The following is a 22,081-nucleotide window of genomic DNA, read 5'->3' on the forward strand; positions in this document are numbered from 1 at the left end:
ATTCCTCCCTAGTCTCTAAGTTTTCTTCCAGTAAGATTTAAAAATACATCCTCTAACGTTAGTACTTTGCTTTGTATATCTAAAATTTTAATAGATTTATCTGTTAAATATAATATAAATTCATTTAAACTGTTTATTTCCCTATCTATACTTACTAATATCCTATTATCTTTAAATTCCACACTATCAATCCCTCTTATACCACCTAGTTCTTTTTCATTTATCTCTGTTATATCATTAACCATCACTTCAAATTTATTTTTATCAGTTATAAACCCCTTCAAACTTTCCTTTGTTCCACTCGCTATTACCTTCCCCTTATCTATTATCGCTATATTATTACATATCGCTTCTACTTCTTCCATATAATGAGTTGTGTAAATCACTGTACATCCATTTTTATTTAAAGTTTTTATGGATTTCATTATATGATTCCTAGATTGAGGATCTATCCCAACTGTGGGCTCATCTAATATTAACAGTTCTGGATTATGAACTATTCCGCAGGCAATATTTAAACGTCTCTTCATACCTCCAGAGAATGTTTTACTTAATTTTTTTGTAGCTTCAAGCCCCACAAAATTTAATGCTTCTAACGCTTTATTTTTTAAATCTTGTCCTTTTAGTCCATATAAACTTCCGAAAAACATCACATTCTCCAGGGCTGTCATATCTTCAAATATTGCTAGATCTTGCGGAACTATACCAAGCTTACCTCTTGTACTAGCATCATTTTTTCTAAGTTCTTTATTACATATTTTTATACTTCCTCTATCCTTTTCTAGTAAAGAACATAATATGTTTATTGTTGTACTTTTACCTGCCCCATTAGGGCCTAAAAGTCCAAATATTTCTCCCTTTTCTATCGTTAAATTTAAATTTTCTATTGCAGTTACATCTCCAAAGCTTTTAAATAAATTACTTATCTCAATATATTTCACTTTTTTCCTCCTAAATTTCTTGCTTCTTTTTATACTTCAATTATATAGAAAATTTAGTATATAATTAAGTACACATGGTCATTACTTTAACATGACTAAAGTCATAAAAAAGGAAATTCCATAAGAATTTCCTTTTCAATAACCTATATTTTAATTTTCACTTCTACTTAGATACTCTATGGCAATTTGAGTTCTATGCTTTAAATTCATTTTAGACAAAATAGATGTAATATGATTTTTTACGGTTCCTTCTGATAAAAAAACCTCACTCGATATTTCCTTGTTAGATAGACCTTTAGAAATAAGTTTAACAATGTCTTTTTCCCTATCAGTTAAACCATATATATCTAAATTATTATCTTTATATTTATTCTCTTCATTCTGGTTGCTTATAACTAATTTTGATACTATTTCCGATTCAAAAACTCCATTTCCTAGGTGAACAGATTTTATACCACTTATAATTTTATCCGGTTTGCTACTCTTTAATAAATATCCACTAGTTTTGTGCTTTATAGCACTACTTATTAATCTTTCTTCATCGAATGTAGTTAGTATAAGAACTTTAACATTTATCTTTCTCTTACTTATTTCCTCTAATACCTCTTCTCCAGTCATAATAGGCATCCTCATATCTAATAAAACTATATCTACTTGGTTTTTACATAAATAATCTATACACTCTTTTCCATTTTCTAAAATTGCTACTACTTCTATGTTTGGGTCTATTCCTATTATTATATTTAAACTTTCCCTTATTAAAATATCATCATCTACTATTACTAAGCGTATCAACTGTCTCACCTCTTAAGTATAATTAAATTTGAAAATCCATCTTCATTATTAAAGTAAACATCTCCACCTAGGTTTACTATTCTTTCTTCAATTCCTAATAGTCCCATACCTTTTTTTATATCTCCTTGATAACATCCATTATCTTTTATATACAACCTTATAATTTTATTTAATACACTAATTTCAACATTAATTAATTCTCCGTTAGAGTATTTCATACTATTTGTCAGTACTTCATTTATGCACTCTATAATAGCTCTCCAATATACTAAATTTATCTCATTAAGATCTCCTTCAACCTTTAAATTAGTGTCTATGTTACACTTATTAGTAAACTTATCTAGCATTAACTTTAAATTATTTATATTAATTTGACCTTGTTCAGGCTTTATTCTTCTCAAAGTATTTCTAATGTCATCCATACCATCTCTTAGATTATCAATTATATTATCTAACATTACATTTCCTTTTTTATAATCACATTGATTTATAATCTTTAAAGCTTCTAATTGCATTATACTCCCTGCTAATGTATGACCTATTTTATCATGTAGTTTTTGCGATATTAAATTTCTTTCTTCAATTTTTATAGATTCTACACTTTGACAGTTAATTTTATTATCATTTTTTCTTCTTTCCTCTAAGACAAAGTTTTCTTCTTTTAAATCAAAGTTATATTTTTCTAATTTATCAACTTTTTGTTGGTGATTTATAATTTCATATATAGAAATGCAAGATACTACTCCTAAAAGGATATTCGTATAATCTAAATTCATTTTTAGGGAAATAAATATATACATAAAAATAACAAGCATGATATTAAGCTTATTATAGTTTCTAACTTCTATATATTCAATTATCATATACATTGCAAGTATAAAAGAAGGTGGGTAAATATATGAAACTAATAATATATATAATATATTTAATAGCAAAATTTTTTCTTCTTTATATTTTACATTATATAATATATCAAGCGATAAACTTATACATATTAAAGTTATAACAATAGGATAACTTACCTTATTAAAATAATGTTGATTATCCATTCCATATAAAAATACATTTATTGCTGTGATAATATTTATAGCTATCTTATATATCATTTCATTTCCTCCATGCTAAATTCATTAAACTTATAATTAATATAACACAAACTAATTAAATATTTATATCTATTAATTTAAATTTGAAATTTAAATATAAGCTTGAACTTAACATATATAGAAAATTATCCATTAATATACTAAAAAATACTCAAATTAAAAAGCTATAATAAATAACTGGTAATTCAGTTATCTATTATAGCTTTTTATTTAAGCAATATTTACTCTATTCCTTTTAATTCATAACCTAAATCTTCTATTACAGATCTTAAAGCCTCTTCTGTTACGCTATCTTGCATCTCAACTAAAGCGTATTTCCCTTCCAAGTTTACTTCTAAAACTTCTACACCTTGTATATCTTCAGTAAGTGCAGTTTTTAAATGATTAACGCAGTGTCCACAAGACATTCCTTCTACTAATAATTTTTTCTTCATCAATTCCACCTCCAATTATACCCTATATGGGTATGATATCATAAATAACCCTATTATAGAATATAATTTCATAAAACTACTAAAATTATTTATTTTTTAAAGTAAAATTAGAAATTCCTTCATATACATCAAAGTCATTAGGCTCACTTTTGCCTTGTAATCTTCTATTTGTAACTATATACTCATTTCTTATTACTAAACTAATAAATGCAGCTTTATCTCTAAGATGAGTTTGTATTCCCGAATAAATCTCAGCTATTTGAGAATCTGAAGTTGCTGATGCTAAAGAATTCATATAATTAGTTAATTTTTCATCAGAATATCCACTTGCTTGAATTATAGATCTTGCATCTGGAACACTAGACAACTCCCATCCTACAAATGCTAAGTCATAATCTTTTTGACTAAGTGCTGTTGTCATTTCCTTTTCTGTGAGTCCTACTACTGTACTTTTTATTCCTATGGCATCTAAATTTTCACTAACTATATTAGCTGCTTTTATTCTTTCTTCATTATCTTTATTCGCTATAATTTTTAAATCAACTTTTGATATTAACTCTTTTCTCTCTTTTTCAGTCAATTCTTTATTTCCAGCTGATTCATCATTAGATTGAGAGTTTATATCATTATTTGTTTTATTATCTGAATTATTTTCACTACTCTTAATATCCAATGAATTATTAGAGTTTTCTACTTCAGATTTATTATCTTCATTTGTAAATTCATTCTTATTATTAAGTGGATTTATTTTTTGCAGATAAGATTCTGCCTTTTCCTTATCATAAGATAAAGCCTGCACATCACTATCGTAATATTTAGATTTTGTATTTAAAGGGAAATTAACTAGCTTACCATTTCCGATATATCCTTCTTCTAAAATTAGCTTTTTATCTATAGCATGGGTGATAGCTTTTCTAAAATTTTCATCTTTTAAGTATTCATTATCATAATTAAATATAATAGATTCGTAATTTCTTCCTTCATAATTAGTAATATTGAACTCATCTTCATAAAACTTGCTTAAATCACCTAAAGAAACTCTACCTATATCACTCTCTAAGGCTATAATCATAGATACTTGATCTTCTTCACTAGGTACAATTCCAACTTTAATATCTCTCATAGTTTCTGGAAGTTCACTGTAATAATCTTTATTAACAACTAAAGTCATTCCTGCCCTATCTTTCATATTCTCTATCTTATATGGTCCATTTCCTATTAGATTATTACTATTAGTTAGAATTTCATCTGATGATTTTCCACTTAATATATTTTGTGAAACTATAGGAAATATTAATGTATCTTTTGAAAATGCGTACTGTTCTTTAAAACTTATAGCAAATTCTTTACTATTCTCTATTTTTACTGATGATATGTTCTTCGTAAATATATTATATGGACTATCTGAGTTTTTTTGAATTAACTCTATAGTAAATTTAACATCTCTTGAAGTTACTGACTTTCCATCATGCCATTTAGCATCTTTTAACTTAATATTTATACTTTTCCCATCTGATGCTATTGAGTATTCTTCAACTAATTGTGGTACTGTATTATAATTTTGATCTATTGTAAATAAACCATCATATACTAAATTCATTATATATGCCACAGACTTATCATTATTCAATACAGGATTGATAGTAGTAGGGCTTACCATTGTTAAATTTATGTATTCTGAGTTTATACCGCTCTTATTATTTTCTTTGCTAGAAGTAGTATTTTCTTGATTTAAACTACAACCAACTAAAATCATAGACAATGCTAAAACTATAGCTAGAAGTTTTTTTTTCTTCATTAGTTTTTACCTTCCTCATTATATAACATATTGTAATTTTCGTAGTTATTTCTTACCTTTACTACATAATTTGAAGTCTCTGGAAAAGGTATATTATGTAGTTTTTTACCATCTTTACTATAATCATTGTTTCCAAGCCACTGGTTTACATTCCCTGATCCACCATTATAAGCGGCTATAACTAAATCAATATCTCCAAACTGTTTATACAGCTTATTTAGATACCAGCATCCTATTTTTATATTAGTTTCAGGATCAAAAATATCTATATTTCCTTTTAAATCTAATTCTTCAATTGCCCAATTCTTTGTAATATCACTAATTTGCATTAATCCCTTTGCACCTTTACGAGATATTGCATCTTTTTTAAATTTACTTTCCGCTTTCATAACACTATAAACCAAGTTTTCCTCTAGATTGTATTCCTTAGAGTATTTTTCTACATAAACAGAGTATTTTTTAGGATATATTAATTTTTTAATCCCCTTACTTTCTATAGATGCGGCTACAAGTATGGATATTATAATCGATATAAAAATTAATACTTTCTTATTCACACCAATTCTCCTTTACATAGTCTACAAATTCATAGGCTCTTTTTTTAAGTTCTTCATAAGTTCCAGAGTTATCTATTATATAATCTCCATAACTTATTTTATCTTCTTGACTAAGTTGAGAATTAATTCTGCTTAAAGCTTCTTCTTTGCTACAAGAATCTCTTTTCATTACTCGTTCTATTTGTACATCCTTATTACAGTATACTACTAAAAGTTTATCTAATAAATCTAGATAGCCTCCTTCTACTAATAGGGCTGCATCTATTATAACTATTTCTTTTTCTTCTCTTCTTGCCAACTCAACCTTAGCTAAAATTTGTTCCTTAATTTTCGGATGAGTTAAACTATTTAACTGAACAAGCTTTGCATCATTGTTAAAAACAATATTACCTAATGCCTTTCTATTTAAGCTCCCATCAGTATTTTTTATACTATCTCCAAAATACTTAAAAACTTGACTCAATAAAATTTCATCTTCAAATATATGTCTAGATATAATATCTGCATCTATTATATCTATATTATAATCTTCTCTAAAAATATTGGAGAGGCTGCTTTTTCCACAGCCTATATTGCCAGTTAGTCCTAATACTAACATCCAATCACCTACTTTGTTTCATACCAAGAGTATCCCACATTAAGGTCTACATCTAAATGGACATCCATGCTAAATGCATTTTCCATTTCTTCTCTTACTATTTTCTCAACTATTTCTATTTCATCATCAGTAGCTTCTACTATAAGTTCATCGTGTACTTGAAGTATAAGCTTTGATTTTAAATTGCTTTCTTCCAACTTCTTATATACATTTACCATTGCTATTTTTATGATATCTGCAGCACTACCTTGAATTGGCGCATTCATAGCAGCTCTTTTACCTGCATTTCTTAACATAAAGTTGCTAGATTTCAACTCTGGTATGTATCTTCTTCTATTTAATAAAGTTGTTATATATCCATTTACAGTAGCATCTTCTATTGTTCTATCCATGAATTCTTTTATTTTACTGTATTTTTCAAAATAACTATTTATATATTCTTTTGCTTGTTTTACAGGTATATTTAAATCTTCAGATAATCCAAAATCACTCTTTCCATAAACTATACCGAAGTTTATAGCCTTAGCTTCACTTCTTTGTCTAGGTGTTACATCATTTATATCTACATCAAATATTTGAGATGCAGTTTTAGCATGTATATCTTCACCATGTTTGAATGCATCTATCATATTCTCATCACCACTCATATTAGCAAGCACTCTAAGTTCCACTTGAGAATAATCGGCATCTACTAATTTATGATTTTTACCTGCTATAAATACTTTTCTAATCTTTCTTCCCATCTCCATCTTCACTGGTATATTTTGAAGATTTGGCTCAGTTGAAGAAATTCTTCCTGTAGTAGTTATCGTTTGATTAAATGATGAATGTATTCTATTACTTATAGGATTCATTATTCCTAAAAGACCTTCTACATAAGTAGAATTTAATTTTACTATTTGTCTATACTCTGTGATCTTATCTATTATCTCATGTTTATCTCTTAATTTATCAAGTACTTCTGCATTAGTTGAATATCCTGTTTTTGTCTTTTTAATTACTGGTAATTCTAATTTTTCAAATAGAATTACACCTAATTGCTTAGGAGAATTTATGTTGAATGATTCCCCTGCCATTTCATATATCTCAGATTCTAACTTACTTATAATCTCTTTGAATTCTGTACCTAATTCATTAAGCATTTCTCTATCTACTTCTATTCCTACAAATTCCATTTCTCCTAAAACTTCAACTAATGGCATTTCAACTGCATAGAATAAGCTGTCCATATCGCTTTCATTTAAGCTCTTTTCCATCTTTTCTGAAGAAAGTTTAACTACGTTTACTATTTGTGCTATGTACTCTGATAACTCTTCTATATCTAACTCTTCAAACTTCTTAGCCTTAGCACCTTTTCCTAATAAATCTTCTTTAGATTTTATTTTTCTAGTTAAGTATTTCATTGCTATAGCACTACATTCATAAGAAGTAGAAGATGCTGAGTCTATTAAGTACTCTGCTATTGTTATATCAAAATACATATTTTCAAGTTTTATATCATAAGGTCTTAATGCTATATAATCATCCTTTAGATTATAGCCAAACTTTTTAATTTCATTACTTTCTAAAACATCTTTGAATAATGATATTTGTCCTTCATTTAAATAGTATATGTTTTCTCCATCAACACTTATGAACATATATAATATATTTTTTTCAAGTATATTTCCTACTTTCGTAACTGTTTTAATTATTAGTTCCTTTTTTTCTTTTATTTCATTTATTAATTCTTCTTCATTATCAAGTGATTTTATATTTAATTCTAAAGCTACTTCCTCAATTGGTTCATTTCCACCATCTAAGTCTATAAGTCTTGATATAAGGCTTGTGAATCCAAATCTTTTAAATTCTTCTATCACAGCATCCTTATCATAATCACCGTACTCTAATTCTTCTAAATTTACTTCAATCGGAACATCTCTGATAATAGTAGCTAATCTCTTACTCATTATAGCTAATTCTTTATTTTCTTCTATTTTCTTTTTTACACTTCCTTTTAATTCATCAGTATGTTCAACTAGATTCTCTATACTTGAAAATTCTTTTATTAACTTTATTCCAGTCTTTTCACCAATTCCTGGAACACCTGGTATGTTATCTGATTTATCTCCCATAAGACCTTTTAAGTCTATAAATTGAGTTGGAGTCATTTCATATTTTTCCATAACAGAATCAAAGTTATATTCTTCAACCTCTCCAACACCTTTTTTAGTTATTAAAGTAGTTGTTTTATTTGATGCAAGCTGAATAGCATCTTTATCTCCTGTTACTATAAATACTTTATAATCATTCTCTTCACCTAACTTTGAAACTGTTCCTATTATATCGTCAGCTTCATATCCATCTAGTTCTAATCTATGTATATTAAATTTATCTAAAAGTTCTTTTAATGGTTCAAATTGTTCTCTAAGTTCATCCGGCATTTTCTTTCTTCCAGCCTTGTACTCTTTAAACTCTAAATGTCTAAATGTTGGTGCTTTTCTATCGAAGGCTACACTTATATGAGTAGGCTTATATGTATCTATTATCTTAAATAACATTGTTGTAAATCCGTAGATTGCATTTGTTTTTAGACCGTCTTTACTAGTCATTTCAGGCAATGCGTAAAAAGCTCTATTTATTATTGAGTTTCCATCTATTATAATTAATCTTTTATCCAAAGTTATCACTCCTAAAGTTCTATGTATTTTAGCTTTTATATATAGTTATTATATACCATTATGCTATTATTTAATAATACCATAAGATTTAATGTATATTAAGATTAAATATGTTGCAAACGTTCTATTTTATTGATATAATAAATAATATAAATTTTAAATATTTTCTGAATATGCCGGATTGGTGGAATGGCAGACGCGACGGACTCAAAATCCGTTTCTAGCAATAGAGTATGGGTTCAAGTCCCATATCCGGCACCAATAAGAACTCCTTTCTTTTCTAGATTGGAGTTTTACTTTTTTATATAAATAAAGTGTAGCAAATCTTATTTTAAAATAAATTTAACTACACTTATAATAATATTATTTTATCTAATATTCTTTATTATCTAATATCCTATTTAATTTTTTTCCTACATATTCTGGAACATCGTCTTTTTCAATCCCTAAAACAACTGAAAATTCTTCATTAACTAAATTTTCTGCGATATTCATAAATTTTTCATCTATCTGACTAGGTTTTTTCTTATTATTTAAAATGCTCTCCTTCTTCTCATATAACATTTTCACTAGTGTTAATAAGTCAGAACAATTATGTGTTTCTAAGAATTTTTTATAAAAATCTTCTACAACTCTTGCATTTTTATCATATACTAAATCCTTTTGCATTGATGGAATAAGCTCTATTAAATCTTGTACTTCTCCATAAGACAAAACAGGTCTCATAAATACATTTGTATCTACAGGTGTAAATATCTTTCCATCTTGATACACTGGTTTAAGAGTATAATATACTTTATCAACATTTATTCCAGGTATATTTGGTACTCCTATATCTTCTACTTTACATACTCCATTACTCCCATATATAATAAGTTCTCCTATTTCATACATATAAAAATACCACCTCTTACATTAATAATATACTTTATTATAAGATTATCATATTTTTCAAATCGAATGTAAGCATGATTTGTTAACTATTTTACATATTTTAATTTATTTACCCTACTCTTAATCTTCATATATCTTTATTAGCTAAAATATAAATTTTATATATTAAAATTATATTCTAATGTTTATGATATAATTAATAAATAAACTAAAATTAAGGATGGTAGTATAATGTTAAAAAAAGGATTTTTAGCAAGTATTTTGGCAGGAGCTCTAGCTTTAGTTGGGTGCTCATCAAATCTAAATAACATTGATGAAGCTAGAACGCCACCTAAAGAACTTCCTATAGCAACAATAGTATTTAGAGACTTTGGAACTGTTGAGGTTGAACTTTACCCTCATATAGCACCAAATACTGTAAATAATTTCATATCACTAGCGAATAGTGGATTCTATGATGGTCTTACTTTCCATAGAATTATAAAAGACTTTATGATTCAAGGTGGAGATCCAGATGGAACAGGCATGGGTGGTCCTGGATATAGTATCAAAGGAGAGTTTGCTAATAATAAGTTTAAAAATGATCTGGCCCATACTGAAGGTGTCATTTCTATGGCTAGAAGCCAAAGTAAAAATAGTGCTGGTAGCCAATTCTTTATAGTAACAAAAGATTCTCCCCATTTAGATGGACAATATGCCTCTTTTGGAAAAGTAATAAGTGGCATGGATATTATTCACAAAATAGAAAATGTTGAAACAGACAGTAACGATAAGCCTATCAAAGATGTGCTGATACAGTCAATAAAAGTTGATACTAAAGGTGTAGATTATAAAGAACCAGATAAAATGTAATTATTCTTTAAAGTTATTTACTTTTATAGTCTGTAGTTGATCACTTTACTAAGGTTTTTAATGATTTTTCTACATAAAATAATATTTAATAATTAAAAGCATCTTATTTAAGAGTTACTTAATAAGATGCTTTTAATTAAATTTATAATACTATCTTTCTATGTTTAAGCAGACTTCTTAGTTCTGAAACAAATTGAGTATAAAAGAACTACTGCAAAACAAACTACAGGAACTAAGAATGATGAACGAATAGCAGCTTCTGAACCATTAAACATTGGCACAATGCTAGATAATTTACCACTATCTATAAGACTTCCCATAAATGGTGTTATAACTGCTCCTCCAAGTATTGCCATTATAAGTCCTGCTGCCCCTACTTTTACTTCTTCTCCTAAATCCTTAAGTGCTATGCCATATATAGTCGGGAACATTAATGACATACATGCAGATATTGCAACCAGACACCAAACAGATTGATTTGTTGGTAAGTATATAGTTCCTAAACTAAATGCGATTCCACCTATAGCAAATATAGCCATCATTATTGCTGGGTCTATATACTTCATAAGAGCTGTACATACCCAACGACAAATTATAAATGAAATTATTGCTATAAGATAGTACTGAGCTGCTGCAGCTTCATTTAATCCGAGAGTTGTCATAACATATTGTATAGTCCAAGTCCATACAGCTATTTGAACTCCTACATAGAAAAATTGAGCAACTACTCCAAAGGCATAACGAGGTATTTTTACAAGTTTCTTAATAGATTTAACTATATTAAGATCTCCTGATTCATCCTTTTCAGAATCCTTATTCTTCTTAAAGAAGCACCAAATAATTATTGCAATTGCTACTAATCCAACATATGGCACACATACCCATAGTAATTCATTACTACGTATAGCACTTAATGCTTCTGGAGTCATTGCTATACGTTCTTCATATGTTGCTGGATTCAAATTACTTAATATTAAATATTTAGCAAGTATAATACCTGTTAAAGATCCTATTGGGTTAAAAGCTTGAGCAAGATTAAGGCGACGTACACTAGTAGATTCATCCCCTAATGAAATTACATATGGATTACAAGTTGTTTCTAATATAGAAAGACCTCCTGCTAATACAAACACTGATATTAAGAATAAATTAAAGTTTTGTGACATTGCAGCTGGAATATATCCCATAGCCCCCACTATATATAGTCCAAGTCCAACTAACACACCATGTCTATATGAATACTTTTTTATTAAAACTGCTGCAGGTAATGCAAGTACAGCATATGATCCATAAAACGCAACTTGAGTTAAAGAAGCATCTGCTGCTTCTAACATAAATATTCTTCCAAATGCAGGTACAAGGTTATCAGTCATATTATTTAGTAAACCCCAAAGTATAAAGCATGAAATAAGCATTACGAAATGAACTATATATTGTTTCGGTACAATAGGAGTTTTATCAGAAGAATTCCCTGCCCTACCTTTTATTTTTTGTTCCATAATATATCCCCCTTAATTATAGATACTCAAAGTTTATTTTTCTTTTCTATAACGTTTAAATCCTGGATGCCTTCCTGTTACACCGTAACCTTTTCTCATTCCTATTAATCTATCTATATTATTCTTTGAAATTTCTTTTTCTCCGCCTAATAAATGTGCTGTTAAGCTTATTTTAGCATATAACTCTAAAGTTTCCATTCTATAATAAGCTGTTATTAAATCTGCCCCCACAGTTAATGCACCATGATTTTCTAATAATAAAACATCATGTTCTTGTAAATATGGTGCTATAGAATCTGGAACCTCGTATGTAGATGGTGTTCCATATGGAGTTACTGGTATAGATCCGATTGCTATTACAGTTTCTATCATTGTATATCTATCTAAATCAAGATGTGCTACTGCAAATCCTGTTGCTGTAGGCGGGTGTGCATGAACAACAGCTCCTACATCTTCTCTTTCTTTGTAACATCTTAAGTGCATTTTTATTTCTGAAGAAGGTTTTGCTCCTTCTTGCCCATCTAATACATTCCCATCAGCATCTATATGGACTAATTTTTCTGGTGTTATAAAGCTTTTACTTATTCCTGTTGGTGTTGCTAAAAAAGTTCCATCTTCTAATTTTACACTTACATTTCCATCGTTAGCTGCTACCCATCCTAATTGCCACATCTTATGACATACATCACATATTTGTTCTCTTACTTCCATATATTCTAAAGTTTTAGTACATTCCATAAATTTCCCTCCGATAATAAAATTTTTAGTCTACAACTACACCTTTTTGTAATATAACATTTGCATATAATGCTTTTTCTCCAGTCGCTACTATTGCATATGCTTTTTTTGCTTTTTCATAGAAAGCAAATCTTTCTATATTTCCTACAACTTCATTGCCACGATTATCATATTTGCTTACTATTTCTTTATACGTATCCCATATTGGTGTTTCCACTGTATCTCCTGGTACAACTTCCATAAGATTGACTGGTTTTTCTATATAAGTATCTAATGGAAATACTTCTAATATCGCTTCTAATAACTCTGGTACACCGTGACCATCACAACGAATTACTATACAATCTTTTCCCATACTTTCTGTTGGGAAGTTTCCATCTGATAAAACAATTTGGTCACTATGCCCCATTTCGCATAATACTTTTAATAATTCTGGAGACAAGATTTTCGGTATTCCTTTTAGCATGATACTACCTCCTTAGCATTAATAATTTTATTAAATCTTTCATATGCTCTTTCCCAAAGCATTGTATCTTTTGGTGAATATCTATCTATTTCTTGAGAATTATTTATAATTTTACGAGCATCTTTTAAATCTTTTATTTCACCTGTCGCCATTAGCTGTACTGCTATATTACCTAAAACAGTAGCTTCAACTGGCCCTGCTGACACATATGTTCTGCATGCATTTGCAGTCATTTGACAAAGTAATTTACTTTGTATTCCTCCGCCAACCATATATATTGTTGAATAAGTCTTACTTGTACAATCTTCTATTTCTTCTAAGGCAGTTCTGTATTTTAATGCTAAACTTTCATTAATACATCTTACTATTTCAGCTTCATTTCTTGGCACTGGTTGATTAGTTTTTGCACAGTATTCTCTTATCCTAGCAGGTACATTACCTGCTGGTGTGAATACAGGATCATCAGGATCTATAAACGATCTAAAAGGTACTGCTTCTTTAGCCATATCCTCTAACTGTGAAAAACTAAATTCTTTTCCTTCTCTTTCCCACTGTCTCTTACTCTCTTGAACTAACCATAATCCAATTATATTCTTTAAGAAAGATGCCTTATTTTCACAAGCGCCTTCATTAGTTATATTATAGTTATATGATTTTTCATTTATTATTGGATTATTAAGCTCTGTTCCAAGTAATGACCATGTTCCACAACTTAAAAATACAAAATCATTTTCTTGTGTTGGTACTGAAACTAAAGCACTTTGAGTATCATGTCCAGCTACTGCTATAACATTACACATATCTATTTTCAACTCTTCACTTATATCTTCAGATATCTTTCCAATTATAGTTCCGCTTGGTACTATTTCCGTAAATATATTTTTAGGTATATCAAGAGAACCTATCACTCTTTCAGACCAAACTCTATTTTTAGCATCAAATAATTGAGTAGTTGATGCTATTGAGTTTTCTGTTAACTTTTTTCCTGTTAACATGTAATTAAATAGGTCTGGCATTAGAAGCATCACATCTGCTTTCTCAAGCAGATGTGATCTTTTTTCTTTTAGTGATAGTAATTGAAAGGCAGTGTTTATCTCCATAAACTGATTTCCAGTTATCTGATAAAACTCATTTTTAGATATTTTTTCAAAGCTTTTTTCTAGCATTCCAGCAGTTCTTCCATCTCTATAATGTATTGGGTTCTCTATTAATTGACCATATTCATCTAATAATGCAAAATCTACTCCCCAAGTATCAATTCCGATGCTGTCTATTTTCCCATAAGCTTTAGACTTAATTAAACTTTGCTTTATTTCAAAGAATAATCTAAGTACATCCCAGTACATTGTTCCACCAACAATTACAGGATCATTAGAAAATCTATGTACTTCTTCTATATGAATTCTTTCTCCATCAAAACTTCCAAGCATTGCCCTTCCGCTAGAAGCTCCAAAGTCAAAAGCTAAAACTTTTTTATCTAAATTTTTCTTTACCATACTATCCACCTTCTATTGATTACTTATACATTGGTCCATAAACATTACATGCTCTATAATCTTGACCTTCTTTATCCATTCCAAATGCATTCCATGCGGCTGGTCTGAATATATTTTCTTCATCTATGTTATGCATACTTACTGGTATTCTTAATATAGAACATAAAGTTAATATATCTGCACCTATATGACCGTAACTTATTGCACCATGGTTAGCTCCCCAGTTGTTCATTACATCGTAAGCTGATTTAAATGCACCCTTTCCTGTAAGTCTTGGTGCGAACCAAGTACAAGGCCAAGTATAATCCGTTCTCTTCCATAATTTATCAGATACTTCATCTGGTAATTTTACAGTATATCCTTCTACTAATTGAACTACTGGACCTAATCCTTTAACAAGATTTAAACGCATCATAGTTACAGGCATTTCTGCTTCTGTTAAGAATCTAGAAGAATATCCACCACCTCTGAAATAACCATTATCAGCTGGATTCCAAGTAGTTGATTTTAGTATTGCTTCTTGATCTTCTTCAGTTATATCATACCAAGCTTTCATTACTCCATTTCCATTTTCATCTTTAGCTTGACCACAAGCATCTAAACAAGACGCACCTGAGTTTATTAAATGTATAAATCCATCAGATTCTTTAGCTACACCTTCTAATTCATACCCTGTTGCTTTCTTAACTGCATCTGGGCTCCAGTAAGTACGAACATCTGAGAATATTTGTGGAGTATTAGTTAATAATTTTCCAAATAACATACTTATGCCGTTTAATACATCATTTTCAGTGGCTAATATGTATGGTTCTCTAGCTCCATCCCAGTCAAATGAAGTATTAAGTAATGCTTCTGGGAAATCACAGTTTGGATAGAAATCTGTCCATTGTCTTTGACCTTGGAAACCTGCAGCTATTGCATTATGTCCTAATCTTTCTTCTTCACAGCCATCTGGTAAATTTTCATTTCCATTCATTAAGTCTTTTATTATACACATCATCTTAACAACAAATTCCCAATCTGCATCTTTTTCTTCTCTAGTTTTTTGAACATGCTCTGGATTTTTATCAAAACCTTCTATACATTTTTCTTTTGTCCATTTTAATGCTCTCTCGAACTCATCTTTATCATATATTTCTTCGGTCATTCTTCTTATTACTTCTGTTTCATCAACTGACTCTACTCTCATTCCTAAGTACTCTTCCATAAATGCTGAATCTATTATAGAACCACCTATACCCATACATATTGATCCTATTTGTAAATAAGATTTTCCTCTCATAGATGCTGCGGCAACTGATGCTCTACCAAATCTTAATAATTTTTCTTTAACATCTTCTGGAATTTCTGTTGCATCTGCTTCTTGAACATCATGTCCGTAGATACCAAATGCAGGAAGACCTTTTTGTGCATGAGTTGCTAAAACTGATGCAAGATAAACTGCACCTGGTCTTTCAGTTCCATTGAATCCCCATACACCTTTTATTGTCATTGGATCCATATCCATTGTTTCTGATCCATAACACCAACAAGGTGTTACTGTAAGAGTTATATCTACACCCTCTTTTTTAAACTTTTCTTGACATGCTGCTGATTCTGGAACTCTACCTATTGTGCTATCTGCTATAACAACTTTTACAGGCTCTCCATTAGAGTATTTTAAATTTTCCTCAAATAATTTTGCTGCTGATTTAGCCATATTCATTGTTTGTTCTTCAAGTGAACCTCTTACATCAAGTACTCCTTTTCTAGCATCAATTGTTGGTCTTATTCCTATTACTGGATATCCCCCTACTAATCTGCTCTTTGCCATTTTTATTCCCCCTTAATATCTTTATATTTCATTTAATTTTTTTCCTTGAATATTTTTATTCTATATATGACAATAAACTTATAAAGAATTGTCATTTCTTAACCTTTCTAAGTTAATTATATAAATATCGGAAATCGTTTACTTGGTTTATAATGGTAATAAAATATAATAATATTCACTTTTTACTTTTTTAATTTGGAGGAGATTGTTTATGAAATTTTTCGAATACAAAGAAGATAAACAACATGGTACTTTTGATTTTCCTATAGAATTCTATCACGTTACACCAGAACATCCCCGATATAATATGCCATATCACTGGCATACTGAATACGAAATAGTACGAATTTTAGAAGGTGAATTTTCATTAATAATAGATGATAAAAAAATCTTAGCTCATAAAGGAGATATTATCTTCATACAAGATGGCTTTTTTCATGGCGGTGTACCTAATAACTGCATATATGAATGTATTGTATTTGATATGAAGCTATTACTTAAAGAAAATCATATTTGTACAAAACAAATTCAAGACATTATCAATCAAAAAAAGGTAATTAAACATAAACTTCCTAATAATATTAATGATCTTAAAATTTGTTGTAATCATTTATTTGAGTCTATGAAATCTAAAAATATTGGACATGAATTTGTAACTCAAGGTTCTCTATATCATTTACTAGGGATTATATTATCAAATGAATTATATGAAAATAGAAAAAGGATTACTAAAAAGAGCCAAGAAAGACTTTTGCAATTTAAAAATGTTATTTCATTAATCGAAAGTGAGTATTCTAACACTCTTTCTCTCGATGATTTAGCAAAAGCTTGTTGCATGACGCCAAAATACTTTTGCCGTTTTTTCTTTGAGATGACTAATAAAACACCCATTGAATACCTAAATTATTATAGAATAGAAAGCGCATGTGAACAGCTTTTGACTACCGACTCTCCTATAACTGAAATAGCTTTAAATTGTGGATTTAATGATGTAAGTTATTTTATCAAAACCTTTAAAAAACATAAAGGAATTACTCCTAAGCAATATTTAAAAGCTTCACTATAAAATTTATCATAAAAAAAGAAAGCGTAATTCAAATAAATATATTTGAACTACGCTTTTGTTTTATCCATTAACAGATATATTTTTTACCAATACTAAAGACTTATATAATTCTACTATGTCTTCTACTGATGTTTCTTTTGGATTACCTGGTCTACATGCATCTGCATATGCAGATTCTGCTAAAAATTGAATATCTTCAACTTTAACTATTTCGCTTAAATCTGATGGTATACCTACATCACTAGAAAGCTTCTTCACTGCATCAACTGCAGCTTTTCTATATTCTTCAACACTCATATTTTCTACACCTTCAACCCCCATAGCCGCTGCTATATGCTTGTATTTATCACCCGTAGCTTCTGCATTGTATTCCATAACAGTTGGAAGTATTATTGCATTTGCTACACCATGAGGAGTATCATATAATGCACCTAAAGGATGAGCCATAGAATGAACAATACCAAGACCTACATTAGAGAATCCCATTCCAGCAATGTATTGACCTAAAGCCATTCCTTCTCTACCTTCTTTAGTGTTCTCAACAGCTCCTCTTAAACTTTTAGAAATTAATTCAATAGCTTTTATGTGGAACATATCTGTCATTTCCCAAGCTGCTCCTGTTATAAAACCTTCTATTGCATGAGTTAAAGCATCCATACCTGTTGCCGCAGTAAGCCCTTTTGGCATACTTGACATCATATCTGGATCTACTATTGATACAACTGGTATATCATGTGTATCTACACATACAAACTTTCTATTCTTTTCAACATCCGTTATAACATAATTTATAGTTACTTCTGCTGCAGTACCTGCAGTTGTTGGTACAGCTATTATTGGTACACATTTATTTTTAGTAGGAGCTACCCCCTCTAAACTTCTAACATCTTCGAACTCTGGATTGTTTATTATTATTCCAACTGCTTTTGCTGTATCCATAGAAGAACCGCCACCAATTGCAATTATATAATCCGCACCAGAAGCTTTATATGCTGATACCCCTGATTGAACATTTTCAATTGTTGGGTTTGGTTTTATATTAGAATAAACTTCATATTCAAGGCCTGCTTCATCTAATATAGTAGTAACTTTTCCTGTTACTCCAAATTTAATTAAATCTGGATCAGAACATAGAAACGCTCTCTTTAATCCTCTACCTTTTACCTCTGTTACTATTTCCTTTATTGCCCCTGAACCATGATAAGAAGTTTCATTTAACACTATCCTATTCGCCATATTTAATTCCCCTTTTGTTTATAAATTATTTTTATACTTTAATTCTACTTTCTTATATTTACTATTACTATTAATATAATGGCATAAAATATGACTATATTCACTTTTTTTAATTTTACTATTTTTATAATATAAAAAAGCAGGTCTAAAACCTGCATTTTAATAATAGAAACAAAAATCTGCTTCTACACTAAATTGATTACGACTTAAAAGTCCTCCATAAGATATTGTTATATAGTTCATTTGTGAATCTAAAGCTTTATTTATAGCTATTTTATATCCGTCAACGTCATATAAGTTATCATTTTCATTATAATCATCTAACTCTAAATCTATCTTTGCATCACTTGTCATAGTTATACATCTAGTAAGTATTCTTATACATTTCTTTTCACTATTTTCTAATAATTTATCTAATTCTCTCTTAGCTTCAGCCGTTATAAGTATGTTCATTTCTTCCATATTGATGTGTCTCTCCTTAAACTGTAATTTATATTTTATATTTTACCCTATAACATTTATCTATAACAATATTAATCTTATTTAAGTATACTTTTAATCCAATTCATAAATCCACCATTATTTTTTTCTTCTGTATTTACTTTTTCTTTTTGATTTGCTGAATTAGATGTTTCATCTGAAGAATTATCATCTACTTTCATAATGAACTTTACATTCCCCTCCATATTTTCAGTTATTCCACCATAGTTATCGTAATCATTAGATATTTCAATTATTTTATCAGTAGCTTCTAATATACCATCCATCTCACTTAATTTTTCATTTCCTAAATCATATAATTTATCTAAGCCTTCTGTTTTTAATTTTTTAGTACCTGTATATAGCTCTTTAGCCCCACTATTTAAATCTTCTGTACCTTTTAAAATTTTAGTTGAATTAGTACTAAGTTCTGTTGTTCCTTTTTTTAGCTGTGTTGATACTTTAGCTAATTGAGTTGCACCTGTATTTAGTTGCATTGTACCATATAATAATGCCCCACTTCCATTATATATGGTATCTGTTGCACTTTTTAATTTAGTAGCATTTTCACTAAGCTGATATGCTCCTCCTTTTAACGCGCTACTTGCTTTTGATAATTCACTAGTTCCTTTATCTACTTTATTTGCCCCTTCTAATAAAGAGCTGCTTCCAGTATATATAGTATCTGTTGCACTTTTTAATTTAGTAGCATTATCGTTAAGCTGAGATGTACCTTTCTTTAATTCGTTACTTCCTTTTGATAATTCACTTACTCCTGCATCTAGTTTATTTACACCTTGTGACAATGCAGTGCTTCTACTATAAATAGTATCTGTTGCATTTTTTATTTTACTAGCATTTGAATCTAAATCACTTCCTGCACTTGAAATCTTAGCTAAACTATCATAAAAAGAACTTGAGCCTGAACTGAGATTACTAAGTCCACTATTTAATGTTGCTGCTCCTTTATATGCATCATTAATCTTTGAACTTAATGTGTTTAAACCTTGTTGTTGAGATGATGATATTCCTTTCAATTCTTTACTTATTCCTAATAATTGATTTTTTAAATTTTCATCTTCAATGCTTGCTGCAACACTTGTAATGTTATCAGCTAGACCTGATGCATTTTTAGCAGAATCTATTAAATCATTTATTCCTCCACTACCTTGACTTAATCCATTTACCAAGTCTTTAGATCCACTATATGCTGAGTTTATTCCACTATTTATTTCTGAATATTTGTTATATATTTGTGATACATTGCCAACATATGTAGCTATCCCTTGTGATAACTTACCTTGTGATGAACTTAATTCTGATAATCCATTATTTAAATCACTTGCTCCCTTAGTTAACTCTGGCGTAGAACTACTCAATTGATTCACACCTACATTTAATTTTTCCGCTCCACTATCTATACTTTGTACTCCTTGTGAAAATTGATCTTGTGAAGTACTTAGTTGAGATAATCCATTATTCAAGTCACTTGTACCTTTACTAAGTGCTGGTGTAGAGTTACTTAATTGACTTATACCTTCATCTAACTTACTAGCTCCGCTATCCAAACTTTTTGCTCCTTGAGAAAACTGACCTTGAGCTATACTTAATTGAGATAATCCACTATTTATATCTTTTGCACCTTTAGTTAATGCAGATGTTGAATTATTTAACTTACTCACACCACTATTTAAATTACTAGCCCCATCATCTAAACTTTTCACACCTGAATTAAATAACTTATAGTTTTGATTTAATTCAGAAGTTCCTTCAGATAACTTCTCTGCCCCAGCCAATAAGTCTTCTCCACCTTTTTGTAAATCACCTAAAGAATCTTTTAAATCACTAACAGAACTAGTTTCATCCAACTTATCAAGGTCAAATGTATTAGGAGAAACTACGGCTAATATACTAGGCATTTCAAAATTTGTTGCTTCAGCTTCAATAACTAACTTTTCTTCTAATCCTATTACTTTATTTAAATCATTGCTTAGTTTTAACGAATTCTTAAGACCTGGTACAGAAACAAACGTTATAGAGCAGCTTTTCCCTTCATCTAATATAGTACCGCTACTTGCATTTATATCCTTAAAATTGTCCCTAGGCATAAGAATTTCAACTGCTGTTAAAAATGGTACATATACAGTTCTATTTTCTCCGTTTATTTCGACGCTTCTTGCTTCATTATTTTTTAAGGATATTGTTATCTTTAATTTACCTGATTTATTTTTAATTTCACTTGGTTCTACTGTTTTTCCATTTAGTTCATACTTTATTTTTAAATCCACAGGCAAACTTTTATTACTTTCTCCACTATAATATAAATCATCTCCATCTATGTCCCAGGTAATATTACTACCATTTATTTGAGGAGTTTCATTTCCTTTTAAATTCTTTATATTTTTAAGTTCACTAATATCTTTTAATTCACCTAATTTAGAATTGCTTTTTATCCATGTAGATACTATATTTTCTTTTATATTTCCTTTTTCATCTAAAATAGAATATACTGTTTCATCCTTTTTTATATCACTATTATCCGCAAATATTAAAGTTCCGTTACTAGCAAATATAGCCGCTGTTATTAGTGTTGCTGATTTCATTTTTATATTTTTATTGTTCATTTTTAATCCCTCCTAAAATTCTCTAATC

19 protein-coding genes and 1 tRNA gene are annotated in these 22,081 nt (G+C 29.3%); 3 read left to right on the forward strand and 17 right to left on the reverse strand.

What is annotated here, in order from left to right:
• Window positions 1-8 precede the first annotated feature (8 nt).
• The 8 genes from H8923_RS02915 to polA all read right to left on the reverse strand — a co-directional run bounded on the left by H8923_RS02915 (window position 9) and on the right by polA (window position 8,889).
• Complete coding sequence (locus tag H8923_RS02915; protein ID WP_187127817.1) at window positions 9-941, reverse strand: ABC transporter ATP-binding protein; 933 nt, start codon at window positions 939-941, stop codon at window positions 9-11.
• A 150-nt stretch (window positions 942-1,091) separates the two neighbouring features.
• A complete protein-coding gene (locus H8923_RS02920; protein WP_153925742.1) occupies window positions 1,092-1,736 on the reverse strand; it encodes a response regulator in 645 nt (214 codons plus the stop codon).
• A gap of 5 nt (window positions 1,737-1,741) precedes the next feature.
• Window positions 1,742-2,842 carry a sensor histidine kinase gene (locus H8923_RS02925; protein WP_153925744.1) on the reverse strand — a complete coding sequence of 367 codons (1,101 nt, stop codon included), beginning with the start codon at window positions 2,840-2,842 and terminating at the stop codon, window positions 1,742-1,744.
• A 221-nt stretch (window positions 2,843-3,063) separates the two neighbouring features.
• On the reverse strand, window positions 3,064-3,276 hold the full coding sequence (locus H8923_RS02930) for a heavy-metal-associated domain-containing protein (protein ID WP_153925746.1): 213 nt from the start codon (window positions 3,274-3,276) through the stop codon (window positions 3,064-3,066).
• Between the two features lie 85 nt (window positions 3,277-3,361).
• Window positions 3,362-5,074, reverse strand: coding sequence for an ABC transporter substrate-binding protein (locus H8923_RS02935; RefSeq protein WP_153925748.1), 1,713 nt, complete (start codon window positions 5,072-5,074; stop codon window positions 3,362-3,364).
• Entirely contained in the window at window positions 5,074-5,631 is a 558-nt protein-coding gene (locus H8923_RS02940) for a lytic transglycosylase domain-containing protein (RefSeq protein ID WP_187127818.1), read from the reverse strand. Before H8923_RS02940 ends, H8923_RS02935 begins: the two co-directional genes overlap by 1 nt.
• Window positions 5,624-6,229 carry a dephospho-CoA kinase gene (gene coaE, locus H8923_RS02945; RefSeq protein WP_153925750.1) on the reverse strand — a complete coding sequence of 202 codons (606 nt, stop codon included), beginning with the start codon at window positions 6,227-6,229 and terminating at the stop codon, window positions 5,624-5,626. Before coaE ends, H8923_RS02940 begins: the two co-directional genes overlap by 8 nt.
• An 8-nt stretch (window positions 6,230-6,237) precedes the next feature.
• The gene (gene polA, locus H8923_RS02950; RefSeq protein WP_153925752.1) at window positions 6,238-8,889 is read right to left on the reverse strand and encodes a DNA polymerase I; all 2,652 of its coding nucleotides are present in this window, start codon (window positions 8,887-8,889) and stop codon (window positions 6,238-6,240) included.
• A 175-nt stretch (window positions 8,890-9,064) separates the two neighbouring features.
• On the opposite strand from polA, the gene H8923_RS02955 reads away from it, so the two are divergent.
• A tRNA-Leu gene (locus H8923_RS02955) sits at window positions 9,065-9,150 on the forward strand.
• 111 nt (window positions 9,151-9,261) lie between these two features.
• On the opposite strand, the gene H8923_RS02960 is transcribed toward H8923_RS02955, so the two are convergent.
• Window positions 9,262-9,783 (reverse strand): CarD family transcriptional regulator, encoded by a 522-nt coding sequence (locus H8923_RS02960; protein ID WP_153925754.1) that lies wholly within the window; start codon window positions 9,781-9,783, stop codon window positions 9,262-9,264.
• 231 nt (window positions 9,784-10,014) lie between these two features.
• Here H8923_RS02960 and H8923_RS02965 point away from each other — a divergent pair, with 231 nt between their 5' ends.
• Entirely contained in the window at window positions 10,015-10,635 is a 621-nt protein-coding gene (locus H8923_RS02965; RefSeq protein WP_153925756.1) for a peptidylprolyl isomerase, read from the forward strand.
• A gap of 164 nt (window positions 10,636-10,799) precedes the next feature.
• On the opposite strand, the gene fucP is transcribed toward H8923_RS02965, so the two are convergent.
• The 5 genes from fucP to H8923_RS02990 are packed head-to-tail and all read right to left on the reverse strand — an operon-like array spanning window position 10,800 to window position 16,647.
• On the reverse strand, window positions 10,800-12,134 hold the full coding sequence (gene fucP, locus H8923_RS02970) for an L-fucose:H+ symporter permease (RefSeq protein ID WP_153925758.1): 1,335 nt from the start codon (window positions 12,132-12,134) through the stop codon (window positions 10,800-10,802).
• A gap of 33 nt (window positions 12,135-12,167) precedes the next feature.
• A complete protein-coding gene (locus H8923_RS02975; RefSeq protein ID WP_153925760.1) occupies window positions 12,168-12,872 on the reverse strand; it encodes a class II aldolase/adducin family protein in 705 nt (234 codons plus the stop codon).
• Between the two features lie 25 nt (window positions 12,873-12,897).
• Entirely contained in the window at window positions 12,898-13,338 is a 441-nt protein-coding gene (locus H8923_RS02980) for an RbsD/FucU family protein (protein ID WP_153925762.1), read from the reverse strand.
• Window positions 13,332-14,834 (reverse strand): rhamnulokinase, encoded by a 1,503-nt coding sequence (locus H8923_RS02985; protein WP_153925764.1) that lies wholly within the window; start codon window positions 14,832-14,834, stop codon window positions 13,332-13,334. Before H8923_RS02985 ends, H8923_RS02980 begins: the two co-directional genes overlap by 7 nt.
• A gap of 19 nt (window positions 14,835-14,853) precedes the next feature.
• On the reverse strand, window positions 14,854-16,647 hold the full coding sequence (locus H8923_RS02990; protein WP_153925766.1) for an L-fucose isomerase: 1,794 nt from the start codon (window positions 16,645-16,647) through the stop codon (window positions 14,854-14,856).
• A 211-nt stretch (window positions 16,648-16,858) separates the two neighbouring features.
• Here H8923_RS02990 and H8923_RS02995 point away from each other — a divergent pair, with 211 nt between their 5' ends.
• Window positions 16,859-17,713: an AraC family transcriptional regulator gene (locus tag H8923_RS02995; RefSeq protein ID WP_153925768.1), complete on the forward strand. Its 855-nt coding sequence runs from the start codon at window positions 16,859-16,861 to the stop codon at window positions 17,711-17,713.
• A 60-nt stretch (window positions 17,714-17,773) separates the two neighbouring features.
• Here H8923_RS02995 and fucO read toward each other — a convergent pair whose 3' ends face one another.
• The 3 genes from fucO to H8923_RS03010 form a co-directional block, all read right to left on the reverse strand.
• The gene (gene fucO / locus H8923_RS03000; RefSeq protein WP_153925770.1) at window positions 17,774-18,949 is read right to left on the reverse strand and encodes a lactaldehyde reductase; all 1,176 of its coding nucleotides are present in this window, start codon (window positions 18,947-18,949) and stop codon (window positions 17,774-17,776) included.
• Between the two features lie 159 nt (window positions 18,950-19,108).
• Entirely contained in the window at window positions 19,109-19,411 is a 303-nt protein-coding gene (locus H8923_RS03005; protein WP_153925772.1) for a hypothetical protein, read from the reverse strand.
• 77 nt (window positions 19,412-19,488) lie between these two features.
• Window positions 19,489-22,053 carry a methyl-accepting chemotaxis protein gene (locus tag H8923_RS03010; protein WP_153925774.1) on the reverse strand — a complete coding sequence of 855 codons (2,565 nt, stop codon included), beginning with the start codon at window positions 22,051-22,053 and terminating at the stop codon, window positions 19,489-19,491.
• Window positions 22,054-22,081 lie beyond the last annotated feature (28 nt).

Origin of the sequence: Romboutsia faecis (genome assembly GCF_014323405.1) — a bacterium.
Taxonomy (GTDB): Bacteria; Bacillota; Clostridia; order Peptostreptococcales; family Peptostreptococcaceae; genus Romboutsia_E; species Romboutsia_E faecis.